Source organism: Roseovarius sp. JB2-10, from assembly GCF_055693585.1.
This window is the reverse complement of sequence record NZ_CM146337.1, coordinates 233,869-251,833: the sequence shown is the minus strand read 5'-3', so window position 1 is coordinate 251,833 and position 17,965 is coordinate 233,869. Positions and strand designations below refer to the sequence as shown.

The 17,965-nt window shown below is 54.7% G+C and carries 17 protein-coding genes, 1 tRNA gene and 1 pseudogene; 8 read left to right on the top strand and 11 right to left on the bottom strand.

The window, feature by feature from the left end:
- Positions 1–92 precede the first annotated feature (92 nt).
- From ACZ1HJ_RS01215 to ACZ1HJ_RS01195, 5 genes are all read right to left on the bottom strand, one after another.
- On the bottom strand, positions 93–269 hold the full coding sequence (locus tag ACZ1HJ_RS01215; protein WP_472720551.1) for a hypothetical protein: 177 nt from the start codon (positions 267–269) through the stop codon (positions 93–95).
- A 688-nt stretch (positions 270–957) separates the two neighbouring features.
- Complete coding sequence (locus ACZ1HJ_RS01210; RefSeq protein ID WP_472720550.1) at positions 958–1,329, bottom strand: DUF2237 family protein; 372 nt, start codon at positions 1,327–1,329, stop codon at positions 958–960.
- Between the two features lie 85 nt (positions 1,330–1,414).
- Positions 1,415–2,125: an aminoacyl-tRNA hydrolase gene (gene pth / locus ACZ1HJ_RS01205; protein WP_472720549.1), complete on the bottom strand. Its 711-nt coding sequence runs from the start codon at positions 2,123–2,125 to the stop codon at positions 1,415–1,417.
- Positions 2,126–2,273: 148 nt separating this feature from the next.
- The gene (locus tag ACZ1HJ_RS01200) at positions 2,274–2,954 is read right to left on the bottom strand and encodes a 50S ribosomal protein L25/general stress protein Ctc (RefSeq protein ID WP_472720548.1); all 681 of its coding nucleotides are present in this window, start codon (positions 2,952–2,954) and stop codon (positions 2,274–2,276) included.
- 116 nt (positions 2,955–3,070) lie between these two features.
- On the bottom strand, positions 3,071–4,234 hold the full coding sequence (locus ACZ1HJ_RS01195) for an alpha-hydroxy acid oxidase (RefSeq protein ID WP_472720547.1): 1,164 nt from the start codon (positions 4,232–4,234) through the stop codon (positions 3,071–3,073).
- A 184-nt stretch (positions 4,235–4,418) separates the two neighbouring features.
- Here ACZ1HJ_RS01195 and ACZ1HJ_RS01190 point away from each other — a divergent pair, with 184 nt between their 5' ends.
- Positions 4,419–4,979, top strand: a complete 561-nt coding sequence (locus ACZ1HJ_RS01190; RefSeq protein ID WP_472720546.1) for a DEAD/DEAH box helicase family protein — start codon at positions 4,419–4,421, stop codon at positions 4,977–4,979.
- Positions 4,980–4,991: 12 nt separating this feature from the next.
- On the opposite strand, the gene trpA is transcribed toward ACZ1HJ_RS01190, so the two are convergent.
- Positions 4,992–5,783, bottom strand: a complete 792-nt coding sequence (gene trpA, locus ACZ1HJ_RS01185; RefSeq protein WP_472720545.1) for a tryptophan synthase subunit alpha — start codon at positions 5,781–5,783, stop codon at positions 4,992–4,994.
- A 177-nt stretch (positions 5,784–5,960) separates the two neighbouring features.
- On the opposite strand from trpA, the gene ACZ1HJ_RS01180 reads away from it, so the two are divergent.
- Both ACZ1HJ_RS01180 and ychF read left to right on the top strand, forming a co-directional pair.
- Positions 5,961–6,791, top strand: coding sequence for a PhzF family phenazine biosynthesis protein (locus tag ACZ1HJ_RS01180; RefSeq protein WP_472720544.1), 831 nt, complete (start codon positions 5,961–5,963; stop codon positions 6,789–6,791).
- An 82-nt stretch (positions 6,792–6,873) separates the two neighbouring features.
- On the top strand, positions 6,874–7,971 hold the full coding sequence (gene ychF / locus ACZ1HJ_RS01175) for a redox-regulated ATPase YchF (RefSeq protein ID WP_472720543.1): 1,098 nt from the start codon (positions 6,874–6,876) through the stop codon (positions 7,969–7,971).
- 88 nt (positions 7,972–8,059) lie between these two features.
- Here the strand turns inward: ychF and ACZ1HJ_RS01170 are convergent, their stop codons facing one another.
- On the bottom strand, positions 8,060–9,565 hold the full coding sequence (locus ACZ1HJ_RS01170; RefSeq protein WP_472720542.1) for a peroxidase family protein: 1,506 nt from the start codon (positions 9,563–9,565) through the stop codon (positions 8,060–8,062).
- A 491-nt stretch (positions 9,566–10,056) separates the two neighbouring features.
- Here ACZ1HJ_RS01170 and ACZ1HJ_RS01165 point away from each other — a divergent pair.
- The 5 genes from ACZ1HJ_RS01165 to ACZ1HJ_RS01145 all read left to right on the top strand — a co-directional run bounded on the left by ACZ1HJ_RS01165 (position 10,057) and on the right by ACZ1HJ_RS01145 (position 14,368).
- Positions 10,057–10,146, top strand: a tRNA-Ser gene (locus ACZ1HJ_RS01165).
- Positions 10,147–10,294: 148 nt separating this feature from the next.
- On the top strand, positions 10,295–11,506 hold the full coding sequence (locus tag ACZ1HJ_RS01160; RefSeq protein ID WP_472720541.1) for a tyrosine-type recombinase/integrase: 1,212 nt from the start codon (positions 10,295–10,297) through the stop codon (positions 11,504–11,506).
- Positions 11,507–11,722: 216 nt separating this feature from the next.
- Positions 11,723–12,445 carry a hypothetical protein gene (locus ACZ1HJ_RS01155; RefSeq protein WP_472720540.1) on the top strand — a complete coding sequence of 241 codons (723 nt, stop codon included), beginning with the start codon at positions 11,723–11,725 and terminating at the stop codon, positions 12,443–12,445.
- Positions 12,446–12,532: 87 nt separating this feature from the next.
- The gene (locus tag ACZ1HJ_RS01150; RefSeq protein WP_472720539.1) at positions 12,533–12,745 is read left to right on the top strand and encodes a MerR family transcriptional regulator; all 213 of its coding nucleotides are present in this window, start codon (positions 12,533–12,535) and stop codon (positions 12,743–12,745) included.
- Positions 12,746–13,342: 597 nt separating this feature from the next.
- Positions 13,343–14,368: a tyrosine-type recombinase/integrase gene (locus ACZ1HJ_RS01145; protein ID WP_472720538.1), complete on the top strand. Its 1,026-nt coding sequence runs from the start codon at positions 13,343–13,345 to the stop codon at positions 14,366–14,368.
- Between the two features lie 96 nt (positions 14,369–14,464).
- On the opposite strand, the gene ACZ1HJ_RS01140 is transcribed toward ACZ1HJ_RS01145, so the two are convergent.
- The 4 genes and pseudogenes from ACZ1HJ_RS01140 to ACZ1HJ_RS01125 form a co-directional block, all read right to left on the bottom strand.
- Positions 14,465–15,220: an SDR family oxidoreductase gene (locus ACZ1HJ_RS01140; protein ID WP_472720537.1), complete on the bottom strand. Its 756-nt coding sequence runs from the start codon at positions 15,218–15,220 to the stop codon at positions 14,465–14,467.
- 432 nt (positions 15,221–15,652) lie between these two features.
- Positions 15,653–17,027 (bottom strand): annotated as a pseudogene (locus tag ACZ1HJ_RS01135) (FAD-binding oxidoreductase).
- 33 nt (positions 17,028–17,060) lie between these two features.
- Positions 17,061–17,525 (bottom strand): CoA-binding protein, encoded by a 465-nt coding sequence (locus ACZ1HJ_RS01130; RefSeq protein WP_472720536.1) that lies wholly within the window; start codon positions 17,523–17,525, stop codon positions 17,061–17,063.
- A 3-nt stretch (positions 17,526–17,528) separates the two neighbouring features.
- Entirely contained in the window at positions 17,529–17,894 is a 366-nt protein-coding gene (locus ACZ1HJ_RS01125) for a 2Fe-2S iron-sulfur cluster-binding protein (protein WP_472720535.1), read from the bottom strand.
- Positions 17,895–17,965 lie beyond the last annotated feature (71 nt).

Sequence of the window (17,965 nt, the reverse complement as noted above, 5' to 3'; positions counted from 1 at the left end):
GGTCTTCAACCGGGTGCCCCCAAAAAAACGGCCGGATCGGTACATTGAGGTACACCGATCCGGCCATTGGCTGCATATATTGCGGTAACTCGTTACTCACCAAGATCGGGCAGGTTGCGCCGGTTAATTTCGCGCCTCTGCTCGACCAATACTTTGTAAATCGCATCATCCACGGTATTTTCGATACCGGGTTTTGGCTCACCTTCTATTTCACGACACCCATGCGATAATGCCGCGGTGTCGGGTCGTTCATCAAACGAAGTACTCATACTTTTACAACAACTCCTGTCAGGATTTCCCACCAACTCCTAACGAAGGCCTTTCCCATTTTTCACGCGTCCCCCGGGCACACACACGCCCGTTCATTCGCTTTTATTACTCATCAACCACTCATCTGAAGGGGACACACGCTGCCGGGCTTCGACCCTGCAAGGCGTCTGGAACAATATACTATCCAACGCCATGACGCAGAAATTGCGGACAGAAAACACGCGCTCTACAAACAACTTAATACTCATATTCCTAGTCACACTCGTTACTATTGCGGAACAATTTTTGAGCATGTGCTTTCTGCCGCTATCCTTCGATGACCTTATATTGTGACTAAATTTAAGCATTGCTAGTCCCTTAAATAGGATCGTCCTGTTTTTCGAAAAATTCGAGTAAACTTTGGTGTTCGCAATTTCGCAACAGTTCGGCTCTTGGATCAAGGAAAGCTTGGAAAACTGGTTAACTGTTTCGTTGAAACCCAGGGAAAATCCTGAATTTAGGACAAAAGTGACCGCAAATCGCTCTGGTTTTGGATCGTTCGCACATTGGAAATTATCTGTTTTCAGTTGAAAATCGGTGATTTCCGCGGGTTTTGGGCTGATCTGTTGGCCGGATAAGTCAGGTAGACTGCCTTCTTTAGCGAGCATGCGAATCGAAAAATACACGCAATGATTGTAATTCGGTCGATTATGCCGGTGCGTTTTGTTGCAATATATGCAGGGGCACGATGTCGAGCGCGCGCTGATGCGTGGCCTCCAGCCGAACTTGTGGCGCACAGCCTTCGTCATGGGCTTGCAGGAACCGTGCGGCGCAAAGGCACCATTGATCTCCTGGTTTCAGACCCGCAAACCCGAATTCCGGATGTGGGGTGCTCAGGTCATTTCCGACATATTTCGAAAAAGCCAGAAATTCGGCCGTCATCAAGGCGCAAACCGTGTGGCTCCCGCGATCATCGGCGCAGGTGTTGCAATGACCATCACGGAAAAAGCCCGTTACCGGATCGTTTGAGCAGAGTTCAAGTGTGCCGCCCAGAACGTTGAGCGCGGGGTCTTTGTCCATGGTCTATTGCCTCCTGCACTTTTGAAGGTAGCGCGGTTATACGGCCGCGGCAATGTGCAGGCCGATCCACGAAAAGTGCAGCCCGTTACCGGAATTTGTCCAGCAACCGCTGCATCGCAGAACGGTCGTCCGCCTGCTGCGGTGTCTCGGGTTCCTGTGCCTTTTCTTTCGGCTTTGAGCCCTTTGAATCCGAGGCGGTCCGCTTGGATGGTGACGTTGAAGAACGCGCAGGAGCCGTCCGTTGTGCCACCGCATTTTGGAATTTGTCGGCGGCACCTTCGGCCAGATGCACCGCGCCGTCACTGATGCCCCGCAGCAGATCATCCACCCACTCAGCATCGGATTTCGCAAAATCCTGGAGTACGTAATGCGGCACCAGTTCCTTGCGGCCGGGATGTCCCACACCCAGACGGATGCGATGGTAGCTGTCGCCAATATGTTGGTGAATGGAGCGCAAGCCGTTATGCCCGGCATGGCCGCCACCTTGCTTTACTCGTAGCTTGCGCGGCGCCAGGTCAATTTCGTCATGGATGACGGTGACCTCCTCGGGGCCGAGCTTGTAGAACCGCATTGCTTCACCAACCGATTGACCGCTGAGGTTCATAAATGTCTCGGGTTTGAGCAGCAGGATTTTCTCCTGGCCCAATTTGCCCTCAGAAATCTTACCCTGGAATTTTGACTTCCACGGCGAAAACCCATGATCATCGGCAATCTGATCAACGGCCATAAATCCAATATTATGGCGGTTTTTCAGATATTTGGCTCCGGGATTTCCCAAGCCTACAATGAGTTGCATCTCACAAAGCCCTGCGTCTGTTTGGGGCAGGTCTATGCAAAGGGCGCGGTGGAATCAATCACCTGCGGTCTCCCGCACCTCATTGAGCAAAAAAACGCCGCCCCGGTCAGGGCCACGTTTTCTATTGTCAGCGTTTGAAGGGGTGGCGTTATTCTTCGCCGCCTTCGGCCTCCGCGTCGCCGGCTTCTTCTTCGCCTGCGACTGGCACATCACCTGCATCCACTTCTTCTTCCTCGTCATCCGAAGATTTCAGTGCGGATGGTGCCGAGACGTTGCAGATCATGAAGTCACGATCCGTGATTGTCAGCTTGGCACCGGCAGGGATCTCGATATCCGAGATCGTTACCGTGTCACCGATGTTCTCAACCTTCGACAAGTCCACGGTCAGCTGCTCGGGAATGTCGCTCGCGGTCACGATCAACTCCACCTCGTTACGCACAACGGTCAGAACGCCGCCGGCACGCAGGGCGGGGCAGTCTTCTTCGTTGATGAACTCAACGGGGATAAAGAGGTTGATCTTGGTCGTCCGGCGCAGGCGCATCAGGTCAAGATGTGTGGGCAGGTCTTTGACGACATCGCGCTGAACGTCACGGCAGATCACGCGGACGTCGTCATGGCCATCAACCTTCAGGTTGAAGAGCGTCGACTTGAAGCGACCGGCCTTCAGAGCTTTGAGCAGTTTGTTGAACGGTACGTTGATCGGCAGCGGATCTGTGTCGCCCCCAAAAACGATCCCCGGAACCATGCCTTCGCGGCGTGCTGCACGAGCGGCGCCCTTGCCCGTCCCCGTGCGTTCCTGGGCGTGAAGATCAGGAATTTCTCCAGCCATTTTGAATTCTCCAAATGTTAGGGTGGGGCTCCTCCAAGGCTGTAGCCCCACGTGAAGACGCGCGTATAGACCGGATTTTTCCCTGAGAAAAGGTCTAAAATCGTGGTTTCAGACCTTTATTGCCAGCGGTCCGAGAAATCCCGCGGGATCATCAGGATATCACGGTCGACATCCGTGATGTTACGGTGCCCGCAAAAGGCCATTGATACGTCCAGTTCCCTGTGGATGATCTCCAGCGCCTTGGTCACGCCTGCCTCGCCCATGGCGCCCAGGCCATAGACATATGCGCGGCCAATATACGTCCCCTTGGCGCCCATCGCGACGGCCTTGAGCACGTCCTGACCCGAACGGATACCGCTATCGAGATGCACCTCGATCTTGTCGCCCACGGCATCCATGATCTGGGGCAGGGCACGGATGGCTGACAAAGCTCCGTCCAATTGCCGTCCGCCATGGTTCGAGACGATGATCGCATCCGCGCCCACGTTGAGCGCCTCCAGCGCGTCGCGCAGGTCGATGATGCCCTTGATGATGAGCGGCCCGTCCCACATTTTGCGGAACTGGCGGATGCGGTCCCAATCAAGCGCTTCGTCAAATGCCTCTGCTGTCCATGTGGTCAGCGAGCTCGGGTCGCTCACGCCCTTGGCATGGCCTACGATGTTGCCGAAGAACCGCCGTTTGGTGCCCAGCATCCCAAGACCCCAATGCACCTTCGTCATCATGTTGGCCACGGATTTGACCGTCAGTTTGGGCGGCGCCGACAGGCCGTTTTTCAGATCCTTGTGGCGCTGCCCAAGCACTTGCAGATCGACGGTGATCACGGCCGCCGAGCACTTGGCGGCCTTGGCCCGATCAAAGAGCCGTTGCATGAAATCATCGTCTTTGAGCGTGTAGACCTGCATCCAGAACGGTTTGGACGTGTTGTCGGCGACATCTTCGATTGAGCAGATCGACATGGTCGACAGGGTGTAAGGAACACCAAAAGCCTCGGCGGCGCGGGCGGCCTTGATCTCACCATCGGCGCATTGCATGCCGGTCAGGCCCACCGGTGCCAGACCTACGGGCATCGACACATCATGGCCGATCATCTGGCTGGCGGTTGAGCGATTGGACATATCCACGGCGATACGCTGTCTTAAGTGTATATCACTGAAATCACTGGTATTTTCGCGGAACGTCTGCTCGGTCCAGCTGCCGCTTTCGCAATAGTCATAGAACATCCGCGGGGTGCGACGGGCGTAGATACGCTTGAGGTCTTCTATATTGGTGATCACAGGCATGGTGCGTTCAGTTCGGTAAAATTGGTAAAATTAATTCACCAATATACAATCCGTTGCGAATTGTCCATGTGTTCCAAAGATGAAAGCTTTCCTTGAGAGAGCGGTTTTCGATGATACCGTGATCTGACCATTAGATCATTTTGTCGGCACATTCGGTGCGGAGAATTGGATTGGACGTAAGACTATGAAAGTTGTGATTATCATAGGTCCGCATGCTGTCGGGAAGATGACCGTTGGGCAGGAACTCGAAAAGATTTCGGGTCTGAAGCTTTTCCACAATCATGTGCCGATTGAGTTGGTTCGCCCTTATTTCAGTTACAACGACCCCGCTGGTCGCCGATTGGTGCATGAGGTTCGCCAGGCGTTTTTCAAAGCCTTCGCCCAGAGTGAACAGGAGGGATATATCCTGACGTTCGTCTGGCAATTCGAGGCCGAGGGCGAAAGGGAGTACATGGAGGGCATCGCCAGAATTTTCGAAGACAACGACGCCGAGGTGTTCTGGGTGGAACTTGAAGCTGGTCTCGAGGAGCGGCTGAAGAGAAACAGATCGGCAAATCGACTGAAACACAAACCCTCAAAACGGGATTTTGAGTTTTCAGATCAGAGTTTGCTTCAAGGCCATGAGAAACACCGTTTGAATTCTTACGACGGCGAGTTGCCTTATGCGAAATATCTGAGGTTAGACAATTCCACTATGCCAGCGGCAACAGCAGCTCAAAAAATCCTGACGTGGCTTCGTCTCTGACGTCGGGTGGCGTTAAACTGAATGCGCCCCATCGGCCAACGTCTTTACAAAGGCCAGCACGTCGGCGGGTGACTTGCCCTGTGCGATCTGGCTAACGATTGCGCTGCCCACCACGGCGCCGTCGGCCACGGTGGCGATGGCGCGTGATTTTTCGGGCGTATTGATGCCAAAGCCCACGATAACTGGCAGGTCGGTCGCCGCTTTGATCCGCGCGACCTCGGGGCCCACATCGCCCGCTTCGGCCTCCGCTGCGCCGGTGATCCCGGTGATCGAAACATAGTAGACAAAACCACTGGTATTTTGCAGCACTTTGGGCAGGCGTTTGTCATCTGTCGTCGGCGTGGCCAGGCGGATAAAATTCAAACCTGCGTTTTGGGCGGGAATGCACAGCTCATCGTCTTCTTCAGGCGGCAGGTCTACCACGATCAAACCATCAATACCCGCGGCCTTGGCATCGGCCAGGAACTGATCGACACCTCTGTTATAGATCGGGTTGTAATATCCCATCAGCACGATCGGCGTTGTGTCATCGTCTTTGCGAAATTCAGTGGCCATCTCCAGCGTACGGTCCAGCGTCATGCCCGCTTCCAGCGCGCGTTGACCTGCCAGCTGAATGGTTGGGCCATCCGCCATCGGATCTGTGAACGGCAGGCCCAGTTCAATCACGTCAACACCTGCCTCGGGCAGACCTTTGACGATCTCCAACGCCGTATCGTAATCCGGGTCGCCCGCCATGACATAGGAAACGAATGCCTTTTTGCCGGCGGCGTTCAGTTCAGCGAATTTCGCGTCGATACGTGTCATGTCTCAATCCTGTCTAGTTGCCTCTCCTTTGCGACAGGGCGCGGGGAAAATCAATGGCGACTTCTGAAATATCAGTGGAACAATCTGCATCCGGAATGACCCACAACACAAAATACGATTTGCAGAAGCAGGCCATGGCGTTTCATGCTTTGGATATCATAGCCGAGAAGGGTGGACATGAATATTCAGCGACTGGCCTCGTTTGCGCTTGATGGTGCGGGTGGCAATCCTGCGGGCGTGGTTATCACCGATCAATTGCCCGATGCCGCCACTATGCAGCAGATTGCAGCAGATGTCGGGTTTTCCGAAACCGCTTTCGCCGCCCCGCAGGGGGACGGTTTTCGCGTCCGGTATTTTGCGCCGTTGGCGGAAGTCCCGTTTTGTGGGCATGCCACGATCGCGTTGGGTGCCGCATTGGGCGCGGCCTTTGGTGTTGGGCAATTCGATTTAGCGCTCAACGACGCCCGGATTTCTGTTGTGGCGTTTCAGGAAAAGGGCGCGATGGGGGCAACTCTGGTGTCGCCTGAAACATCCTATGCCGCGCTTGAACCCGGTGTGTTGCAGGCGTTTCTGACCCTCTTTGGGTTGTACCATACCGATCTGGATGATGACATACCGGCGGCGATGACCCATGGCGGTGCGCAGCATCTGGTTGTGCCTCTCCGGACGCATGCCCTGTTGCGCGATATGAAATATGATTTCGAGGCAGGTGCCGCGCTGATGCGGGCGCAGGACTTGGTCACCATCAACTTGATCTGGCGCAAGAGCCCGGAGCAAATCTTCAGCCGGAATGCCTTTGCAAGTCATGGCGTCTACGAAGACCCGGCGACGGGTGCGGCAGCGGCGGCTTTGGCCGGGTATCTGCGGGATGCGGGCATCCAATCAAACCCGTTTGATGTCCTTCAGGGCGGTGACATGGGACATCCTTCGCGACTTTCGGTGGTTCCGGGCAAGGGCCGGGGCGCTTCGATTGAAATTTCGGGCACAACCCGATCTTTGGAGGAGTGACCCGTTTAAGATGTGAAACCGTTGCTTGCGTCCGGCCCGGCCTGCCCATAGAAGCGGCGCTGCGTCATCAGAGAGGTGCATCATGGGTTTCAAAATGGGGATTGTGGGCTTGCCCAATGTTGGCAAGTCAACGCTGTTCAACGCGCTGACCAAGACAGCGGCGGCACAGGCGGCGAATTTTCCGTTCTGCACGATTGAACCCAATGTGGGTGATGTGGCGGTTCCCGATGCCCGATTGGACAAGCTGGCTGCCATTGCGAGCTCGAAACAGATCATCCCGACACGCATGACATTTGTGGATATCGCGGGTCTGGTGAAGGGCGCGAGCAAGGGTGAAGGGCTGGGCAACCAATTCCTGGCCAATATCCGCGAGGTCGATGCAATCGCCCATGTATTGCGCTGTTTTGAGGATGGTGACGTGACCCATGTAGAAGGCCGCGTCGACCCGGTGGCAGATGCTGAGACGATCGAGACTGAACTGATGCTGGCCGATATGGAGAGCATTGAAAAGCGGCTTCAGAACATTGTGCGCAAGGTACGCGGCGGCGATAAGGAAGCCGTGCAGCAGGAGCGGTTGATGAAGGCCGCGATGGCCGCATTGGAAAACGGTCAACCGGCCCGCACGGTTGAAGTCGATGACGAAGACATGAAGGCCTGGACGGGTCTGCAGCTGTTGACCACCAAGCCGATTTTGTATGTGTGCAACGTGGACGAAGGAAATGCCGCCGACGGCAATGCGTTCTCTGCGCGCGTCGCGGAAATGGCGGCGGCACAAGGAGCGGCGAGCGTGGTGATCTCGGCGCAGATCGAAGAAGAGATCAGCCAGCTTGAACCTGATGAAGCCGAGATGTTTCTGGAGGAGATGGGCCTGAGCGAGGCGGGCCTCGATCGTCTGATCCGGGCAGGGTATGAGCTTTTGCATCTCGAAACATATTTTACAGTTGGCCCAAAAGAAGCGCGGGCCTGGACCATTCGCACGGGCACCTCAGCTCCCAAAGCGGCGGGCGTCATCCACGGCGATTTCGAAAAGGGGTTCATCCGGGCTGAAACCATTGCCTATGATGATTTTGTATCCCTGGGCGGGGAACAGGCCGCGAAAGAAGCCGGAAAAATGCGTGCTGAGGGCAAGGCGTACATCGTCAAAGACGGCGACGTACTACATTTTCTGTTCAACACCTGAGGTTTTGCGGTTAGCTCTACGCGACCGACCTCAACAGGAATGTGGTCCCTTCCGACCTGTCACTTTGTGGCCGGAAGGGGAAAAGTTTTCAGGTTTTCAGATCATCCGCATGCGCAATCTTGCCGCGGTTGTCTTCAACAAATTTCAGCAGATGGCCGATTGAATAATTGCCGCCTTCGGACGCGCCGAGTTCTTTCCATGGTTTGAAGTCATGGGCCGAACACACAACGCTTTCCGGGTCGAGATAAAGCAACCGCAAGAGCACTGTCGCAACGATTGTGCCACCGACAGGTCCGAGACGACCTTTATGCTTCTCGGCTTCTTGCAGGCAGTAATACCACAACGGTGTTTTGGTCACGCCATGGTGCTTCAGCTCTTTGGGTGCCGCCAGTTCCGGCACGCCCATCTTACGTGCCATTTGTTGGCCAGATGCCAGTTCCAACGTCAAACGGTCACGCAGCAGGTTGCGTAAGGGTAGCTTGCGGTTCTGTTCTTCTGATACCACCACATCGCCGATGTTGAACGTGCCGCTGATGAAGGGAAGTTCAAAGATCGACGCGGCCATTTTCCGGCCAATCGGACGGGCACGTTGGAAGCTGTCATTGCCGGGATAGTCAAAAAGCTTCGTGAAGGACACGTTGAACTTTTCGGGTCTGAAGGAAAATTCCTTTCGTCCCAATTCAAACAGGTTGAACGCGCCATGATCATCATTGAGTTCGTATTTTGACTGTACCGTGCCATGGCCAAAGCGATACGCCGCGCCGGAAAATTCAATCGGCATCACCGGCGCGTGGTCGTGAAAGGGGGCCGGCAAATTGCCGTGCGACAAGGTGTGACGCACGTGTTTCAAAACATCTGCATCAACGAATGCTTCAACCAGATCATGGGCAACCAGATACTGATAGTGGAGCCGGCAGATACGTCGCGCCGCCTGAAACGGTTCTTCGCCTTTGGCAAAGTTCTTCAGGGCGTCCGATGAGATACCGGACAGCGCGTCCTTGGCCATGTGATCCTTGGCCTCCAGCGCCGTCATCACGATGTTATGCAGGCAGATGAAAGCGCCTTGCAGTTGCGACACAATCTGGTTTTCGTCGTTGCGAGGATCGCCGATCAGTGCTGTGCCCTGTCGCGTGCGGGCCAAATCCAACGCATTGTCTTTGTTGCCGAACAAAAGAAACCCGTGATGATCGGGGTGGTAAAGATGGGGGGACGCTTCGGGACCATCCCCATAGACGCAATCCAGATCCAACGATGGCGTGCGAACATTTCGTATTGTTGCGGGATCAATCACCGAGCCGATGGCGGACGTCGCATCAAGGGTGATGTCGTGATCAACGAATTGCCCAAAGAACGTCATGCCTGCTGCAACGTCATGATTTTGGGGATCAGTGTCGTCGCGCATTTTCGTTACCGCGTCGTCAAAGGCATCCAGTACCGCTTGCGCGCCAAACGGCTCTCCATTGGATGCAATCCCAGACAGTTTGTTGCGCACCCCAATCCGACCGAACGTGTCCGGAAGCGGTGGTTGAGGCGTGTCTGCGCAGGTTTTGACGAGGGTTTCGTAACGGCTTAAGCCGTGAGGTTGCTGAGACATAAATTCTCCAATCATTTTTTAAAAAAGTACTTCTTAAAATCCCCTCTCTAATTGAGAAGAGTGACCGTATCCTACCACAAGTTGCAATAATTGTACCTTCCTTCGCTCAATTCCGGGTTGTTCACGGTTTGTATTGTCGGTTGGTGGAATGCTCTAAAGCGTTTTGCCCTTTTTTCTGTTTGCATGTCAGGATGAGCAAAAAATTGCGCAAATGAGCAGTCAATGAACGCCAGAGGCGTCGGCTTGCCCAAATTTCTGGATTTGAATTTCCAGGTTTATCGCGCGTCTTGGGCGATAAAGGTTTGTTTCCGGGAATTCATCCAGAAGGTGATTGAACCCTTGAAGCCGAGGCGGGGTGCATTTCAACTACGCTGAACTCGGTTGCCCCATGTCAATCAAGGGAGGCGACGCCGCGACCCGCGTTGCCAACAGCGGCGTAATTCCAATAATCCTCTTGTGCATAAAGCCAATCTCTGGATATACGCGTCCTCGGAGCTGTGGCCGAGTGGTCGAAGGCGCTCCCCTGCTAAGGGAGTAGGCCCGGAAGGGTCTCGTGGGTTCGAATCCCATCGGCTCCGCCACTATACATTCTTTTCTAATTTCCTTGGGTCGCCTTGAGCGGCCTTTTTCTTTGTTTAACAAGAGGAAAGTACGCTCGCGCTATATCTTGAGTTTATTTCGATCATACCCATATCTGTTCACTGAGTGGTATGGAATGTGGTATAAATCATGGCGGCGCTATCTGGAAAGCTGACAAAGAAGCTGGTTGAGAACCTTGGACCGGGGCGGCATGGGGATGGTGGCGGCTTGTATCTGGTGGTCGATCCCTCCGGCGCGCGGCGCTGGATTGTGCGGGTGACGGTCAAGGGACAGCGGAATCGTAAGGGCAAACCGATGCGGACCGATTACGGTTTGGGCGGGGCTGATGTGGTGACGCTCAACATGGCGCGTGAGCGGGCGCTGGAGTATCGCCGTATGGCCAAGCAGGGTTTGAACCCACGCTACAACATGAAGCAGGACATCCCAACCTTTGAAGAATTTGCCCAGCAGGTCCATATCGAACGCCTCCCGACCTGGAGCAATCCGAAGCATGGCCAGCAATGGATCAACACCCTACGCGACTACGCCTTTCCCAAGATCGGGCGGATGCCCCTGAACAGCATTGGCCAGCCTGAAGTGCTGATGTGCCTGTCGCCGATCTGGACCGAAAAGCACGAGACGGCCCGACGCTTGATGCAACGGATCAAGGTGGTTCTGGATGTGGCCAAGGCTAAAGCGTTCCGGGAGGGTGAGAACCCGGTCACTGCCATAAAAGACGCCGGTGTGCTGCCGAAGGTCAAAAAGAAGGTCAAACACCACAAGGCAATGGACTGGCGCGATGTGCCTGCGTTCTACGCAGATCTGCGTAACCGTAACGCAATGGCCGCCAAGGCGCTGATGTTCACCTGTCTAACCGGATCGCGCACCGGTGAGGTTCTGGGCATGAAATGGGGCGAGATTGACTTTGACCAAGGCGTGTGGACCTGCCCCGACGAGCGCATGAAGACGGGTGAGGAACACCGCGTGCCTTTAACTGGAGAGATGCTTGCAATCATCGAACCTCTGAAGGCGATGCAGTCCGACTATGTGTTTGAAGGCCAGAAGCGCCACCAGCCGTTGTCCAACATGTCGATGCTGATGTTGCTGCGCCGGATGAAAATCGAGGATGTCACAGTGCACGGCTTCCGCTCCACCTTCCGGGTGTGGGCCTCCGAAGTGGCCAATGCCCCGCGCGAAGTGGCCGAAATGAGCCTCTCGCATCGAATCGGATCGAAGGTTGAGCAGGCCTATGCGCGATCGGATCTGCTCGAAAAGCGCCGTGCGTTGATGGAACGGTGGTCGAATTTTGCAGCGGGTGCAGACGCAAAGGTGATTTCTTTGCCGAAAAAGGAAAAAAGTTAATACAGGAAGGTTGGCCTGCGCTTGCCTTCTTGCCAACTAAACCAAATCGGACGCTATCAACTGCGCTATCTTGTAATACAGTAAGGTCGCCACCACTTTACCTTAATGCAAGTAAATTCCGATGAGTTAACTCCGCACGAGATCAGCGAGCAGCTTCATGCAATCGTTGACGAAATGCTCGAGCCGTTTGGAAAACGTAGCCCCAGGCAACCAAACATGAATGCTCTTGCACCGCCAATTCCGCCAATCGACATCACCAAGCCGAATGCTCACGATAGCAGAGCCGAATTTCAATACGAGCAAAAAGCAGTCAAAGCGTGCGTCGAAAATCTCCGCGCAACGGTTCACTTGTTGGCACCGAACAAGGACGCACCTGATCAATGTATCTTGGTAGATCGCTTGCGGCCAGTAATCGATCAGAAACTAAAAAATCAGGCCTCTCGTGCAGAGATAGAGGATGCAAGAAGCCTTGCTCTAAAGAACGTAGCTGAAACAGGCGGATACAACACGTCGCTCTTTGTTTTATTGGAGCTTTGGACTGCCTTGGAAGCTCGGCAACAAGAATTGAGCGATCAAGAAGAAAAATTCTGGAACATCAACCATAGAGCGCCGGACTATTATGCCCGCGCAATTGCGATCAGGCTTGCGAAGCTCTTTGCAAGAGAAGTAGGACAACTACCTGGATACGGCACCGCGGCGATAACAGGTGATCCCTCTACGTCATACAGCCGAGCGCTCAAGAAAACGTTCAATCTCCTGAAGATCAAAGCCGGTGTAAGAACGCATGGCGAATATGCCGTTGCGCAAGTCACTGACGAAGATCTGAAACCGTTTATCAACTCGCTTGCCCAGATGATGGAGCCAGGACGCACCAGCAATCGTCCAATGTGCCTAATGAGCGGACTGCTCAGTTCGCTGGATAAAAGTTCGAAGAGCTAAGACCTTACTGCAATCGTGATACTGTATTTTTTCCAATCCAATTAGACGTGTTCCAACAGTTCCAGTCCAACAAGAAAGGATTGGAACATGGCAACGTTATTCGAGCAGAACCGAAACTACCTTCCGGGTGATCCGGAACTCAAACTGATTGGCGACCGCGCCAAGCTGGCACAATGGCGGCACAAGGGCATGGGTCCTGCCTACTACAAGCTGGGGCGCAAGATCATCTATCGCGGTGCTGACCTGAACACCTGGGCCGACGCAAACCGCGTCGAGCCTTTGCAAGGAGGGCATGCTTAATGGCGCGATATTCAACACGCGGCATTCGGAAAGACCGAGTCTACACCATCCAGATTGGGGCGCGATTGGCCGGGGCATCAGACTCCACGTTCCGCAAATGGAGAAGTAAGGGATTACCTATCATCACCGACAAACGCCCGTATTTGGTACGCGGTGAAGACTTGATAGACTTCCTGAAAAAGATGGAGGCCGCCAATAAGTCTCCAATGTCAGACCTGCAATTCTACTGCATGAAATGCAAAGAGCCTCGCGAAGCGTTTGGCGGCATGGCCGACTACACGCCCACAACTGAATTGACCGGTCGTTTAAGCGCGCTTTGCGCAGTATGCGAAACCAAATGCGGGCGGTTTTGTAGTTCATCAGACTTACCGCGACTGTGCGAAATTCTGGACATCGCGATAAGTGAAAGGAAGCAAGCCTAGTGTGCCTGTTCATCCTGCACTTAAACGCGCGCTTCAGAGGCCTCGTTTGGATCGGACTTCGCGTAAGGTCCGGCATGTCCAAATACCCGCCCGCGTTCCCGGTCATCAATATGCTTTTACCCCGAAACACACGCCAGAAATTCCTATCGGCACACCAAACTGAAAGACTAAACAAATGAAAAAATTCGACACCCAAAACGAGCGCCTGAAACTGGAATACCAAGGCTATCTGCGTCACGCTGAAGGGTTGGATCACAAGACCATCGACAAGGCGATGGCAGCAATCCGGCAGTTTGAGGAAAGCACTGGTTGCAAGCCCTTCAAGAAATTCAAGATCGAGCAGGCAATGGCGTTCAAGGACTGGCTGGAGTCAGCGAAAAGCGCCCGAACAGGCAATCCACTTTCTCCGGCAACCATTGCCTCCACATTGCGGGCGCTCCGTGAGTTTTTCAAGTGGATGCCCAGTCAACATGGGTACAAGAAAGCAATAGGCCGCACGGATTGGGTTTACTTCAAGCATGCCCTGAAAGACGCACGCATTGCCCGCACTCCTCGCCCGCGACAAGTGCCAAGCGTAGAACAGGCACAGCGGGCGTTTCAGGCCATGCCAAGCGCCATAAGCCTCCAAAAGCGGGATAAGGCGCTTTTTGCCTTTTTGGTGCTCACAGGCGTGCGTATCGCCGCCGCGGCATCATTGAGGGTCAAACATGTGGACCTTGAGCGCAAACAGGTCTTTCAGGACGCTCGCGAAGTGAACACTAAGAATGCCAAGACGATGGACACGACATTCTTTCCGATGGGCAACGACTACTTTGCGGCTTTCGCGGATCACTTGAACCACCTCAAACAAGACTTGCTGTTTGGCCCAGAAGACGCCCTCTTTCCAAAGCCCGAGATTGTGCGTGGCCCGAACGGGTTCCAAACTGCCGGTCTGTCACGTCTGCCCTATGCCGCGACGGGACCTTTGAGCGAGATCATCAAAGAGGCGTTCGCCGCTGTCCAGATGCCAGAATACACGCCCCATAGCTTTCGCCACATGCTGGCTCTTCACGGCGACAAGGTCTGCAAGACACGTGAGACCTTCAAAGCATGGTCGCAGAACATGGGGCACGAAAGTGCTTTGGTCACAGTGTCATCCTACATGCCCGTGTCTGCCGAAACGCAACGCCAGATTATCTTGGGTTTGGATGAAGAGGAATGAAAACGCGTCTAGAAATGGTCGTCGAATGGATTTGCATAAAGGTCTGCATTGCAGGACTTAGCTGCCGTTAGCCAAACACTGACCAACGGCAGAACTTTAGAGCAACCGGGTAGCCATGCCGCCATCTACTGCCAACGGAGCGCCCGTGACGAAGCTTGATCGGTCAGACAGTAAGAACAGAGCGGCCTGAGCAATCTCTTTCGGCTCCGCCATCCGCTTCACGGGATGCAAACCAGCAATGAATTCGTGCGTAGCCGGATCGTCGCCCGCCATATTCGTTTTGGTGCCTCCCGGTAGAATCGTGTTGATGCGAATACCTTGAGCTGCGTGCTCAGAAGCCAGCGATTGCACCAATCCGTTCAACCCTGCCTTGGATGCGGCATAGGCTCCCATACCGGGCATACCGCCGTTGCTGAACCCAACAAACGTACCTGTAAACACCATCGATCCACCCCCCGGTTTCTGCATCGCGGGAAGCTGCGCTTTGGCCGCAAAAAATGCACTGGAGAGATTGGTTGCAACGACAGATTGCCAATTCTGAACTTCCATCGCAGGAATCGGGGCCATCTCACCCATCATACCTGCATTGTTGAAAGCACCATCAAGACCGCCGAAACGCTGCTCGGCCAACGCGACAAGTGCCATTGCATAGTCATCATCCTGAACGTCTCCGGCAAGGTAGGCTGCTTTCCCATTGCTTTGCGTGATTTGCCCGACCAAGGTGTTCATCTCCTTGTCGCGCCTTGCGCCAAGCACAACATTCGCGCCTTCTTGCGCAAACAACAGTGCTGCTGCCGCGCCAATACCGCTGCTCGCCCCCGTGATGATTATCGTTTTGTCTTTGAGTTCCATGCTCCTGCCTTTCATTAGTTGCATCCTTGGCACCTAGTGAATTTAACGAGGATAGAACGACCCGTTTCATGCGCCTCTAGAACGCACCATGTCGAAACAGCAAGAAACGGATCGGATGAGTTAGGCAATCGAATGCCGCCGTTCATGCTTCATCGGTCAAAGCGGGCTCATAGTGGACCTTTGTTGCGCTTCGCTACCTAGATCGGGCGGAGAGCTGCCGTTCGCTGCAGCTGCGATATGTTTCATGTTGAATGGTAAGAACGGACGTTCAGATCGCGTCAATACCTGTCAAATTGCACCTCGTTCCCAAGCGTCGAAATCCTAAATTTTCGCAGAGCAATGAAAACAGCTGGTATTTGGGCAATTTGCTAAAGTAACTTTGAGGAAGCTGCAGGACCGACCGCGGCAAGGGAGCCAGCGCGTCAAAATCAACTAGTTACTGAGAACCATTTTCCCAGGATTGAGAATGCTGTTTGGGTCTAGGCTGCTTTTTATACCGGACATCACAGACCAGGCATCGTCATGCTGCGCCAACATCAGATCCAGTTTGCCGATCCCGATTCCGTGCTCGCCCGAAATTGTGCCACCCACTTTCAAGGCGCGTTCGGCCATTCGAACGCTTAGGCTCTTGGCAATTGCATGATCTGACGGATCGCCTTTTTTCAGCATCAGTTGTGCATGAAAGTTGCCGTCGCCCACGTGGCCGATAATGGCCCCCGGTAGGTCACTTGCTTCGATGTCCAACCGCGCGGCCTCGATCATGTCGGCCAAATGAGAGATTGGCACGCAAATATCCGTCACCAGCGGGCGACGGCCCGGATACATTTTCACCAGCGATTCATAGGCGCCATGGCGGGCTTTCCAAAGGGCGTTGCGGTCTTCTGCTTTGGCGCGCCATGTGAAGTCAGACCCGTAGTTGTCGGCTATGATGCTCTCGACCAGTTCCACCTGTTCTTGCGCGCTGCTTTCCGACCCGTGGAATTCAACGAACAGGTGAGGTTTATCGGGGAGCCCAAGATCGTTGTGCGCATTGAGCGCCGCGATATAGCCCCGGTCGACGAGTTCCATCCGCGCCATAGGAACGCCGATCTGGATCGTCGTTGTTACGGTAGCGATCGCATCGGCGACGGACTCAAAGGCGCATGAGGCGACCATCGTTGCCTCGGGCACACCATGAAGGGCGACGGTCAGTTCGGTGATGATGCCAAGCGTGCCCTCGGCCCCGATGAATAACCCTGTCAGATCGTATCCTGCGGCTGACTTTCGCGCTTTGTTGCCGGTACGGATGATCCGGCCATCAGCAAGCACGACTTCCAACGCCCGGATGTTTTCGCGCATAGTGCCATAGCGGACCGAAGTTGTTCCCGATGCGCGCGTCGAGGCCATCCCGCCAAGCGAGGCATTCGCTCCGGGATCGACCGAAAAGAACAGGCCCGTTTCGCGCAAATGGATGTTGAACTCTTCGCGGGTGACGCCGGGTTGCACGGTTGCGATCATATCTTCGGGCTCAACGTCGATGATCTCGGTTCAGGCCTGCAAGGTTCAGCACGACGCCGCCTTTGATGGGAAGGTGTTGCCCCTCAAGCGAGGTCCCGGTTCCGAAGGCGGTCACCGGACAACCTGCTGCGTTACACGTTCTTAGAACCACAGACACATCCTGCGCGCTCTGCGCGAACACCACAGCGTCAGGGAGAAACGAGGAGAAATGCGCCTCGCTTTGACCGTGTTGCGCACGAATGGCTTCGGAAATGGTGATCTGATCGCCAAGTTGGGTTGTCAGATCTTTAATAATGGACGCGTGGGCCATGGGAGTTTTGAAACCCTCTTGAGGATTGCTTAGTCAAATCGCCAGATCGAGCCGTGGTTTCCAGAAGGGGCGGAAAAGCTCGATTTTGGGGCAGCGGTTCATGACGACCTTGAGGCCAGCATCTTCGGCGAGTTTGGCGGCTTTGTCGTCATAGACACCAATTTGACCCCAAAGCACCTTGGCCCCGATGGCGATGGCTTCTTCGGTGGTGCCATAAAGCTCTTCCTTGCGGCGGAAGACCTCGACCATATCGACTGGTCGGTCGATGGCGGACAGGCTCGGGTAGACCTTCAGCCCCCGGATCTCTTTCAATGCGGGGTTGGGGTTGACCGGGATCATGTCATAGCCGGTTTCGTGCAGAACACGCAGCACGCCATAGCTGAACTTGGTTTTGTCCGAACTGGCGCCGACCATCGCGATGGTTTTGACGGATTTCAGGATGCCGGCAAGATACGCAGGATCATAATCATAGATGTGATCAATATCGGCGTCTGGCATAGCTCAGCGCTCCTTTGGGGTGGCGATGTCGGCCTTAAGCTCATGCGGCTCTAAAGGGTCGACAAACGGGTTGCGGTACAGTTTATCGTGGCTTTCAACGCCGATCTCAAGGGTGATGTCCGAGGTGGCGCGCGCCACGCAAAGGATCACATAGCCGTCGCCCAATTGCCGGTTGTTTAGAGCGACCTGTCGGCGTTGATCAACACTGCCCTGGATCAGCTTGGCGGCACAGGTGATGCAGCCGCCGTATTCGCAGCCATAGGGCAGATCGACGCCCTGGTCACGGAGTTGTTCGAGCAAGGGGCGGCGGTTGTTTACCGTGTAGCTTGCGTCGGCACGATTGGTAATGGTGACGGTGTGCTGCGTCATGTTAAGTCCCGCCCGGTATCGCCGGGCAGCCCCCGACCGCCCGCGGTCTGGGTCCACCTTATGTTTCTGCA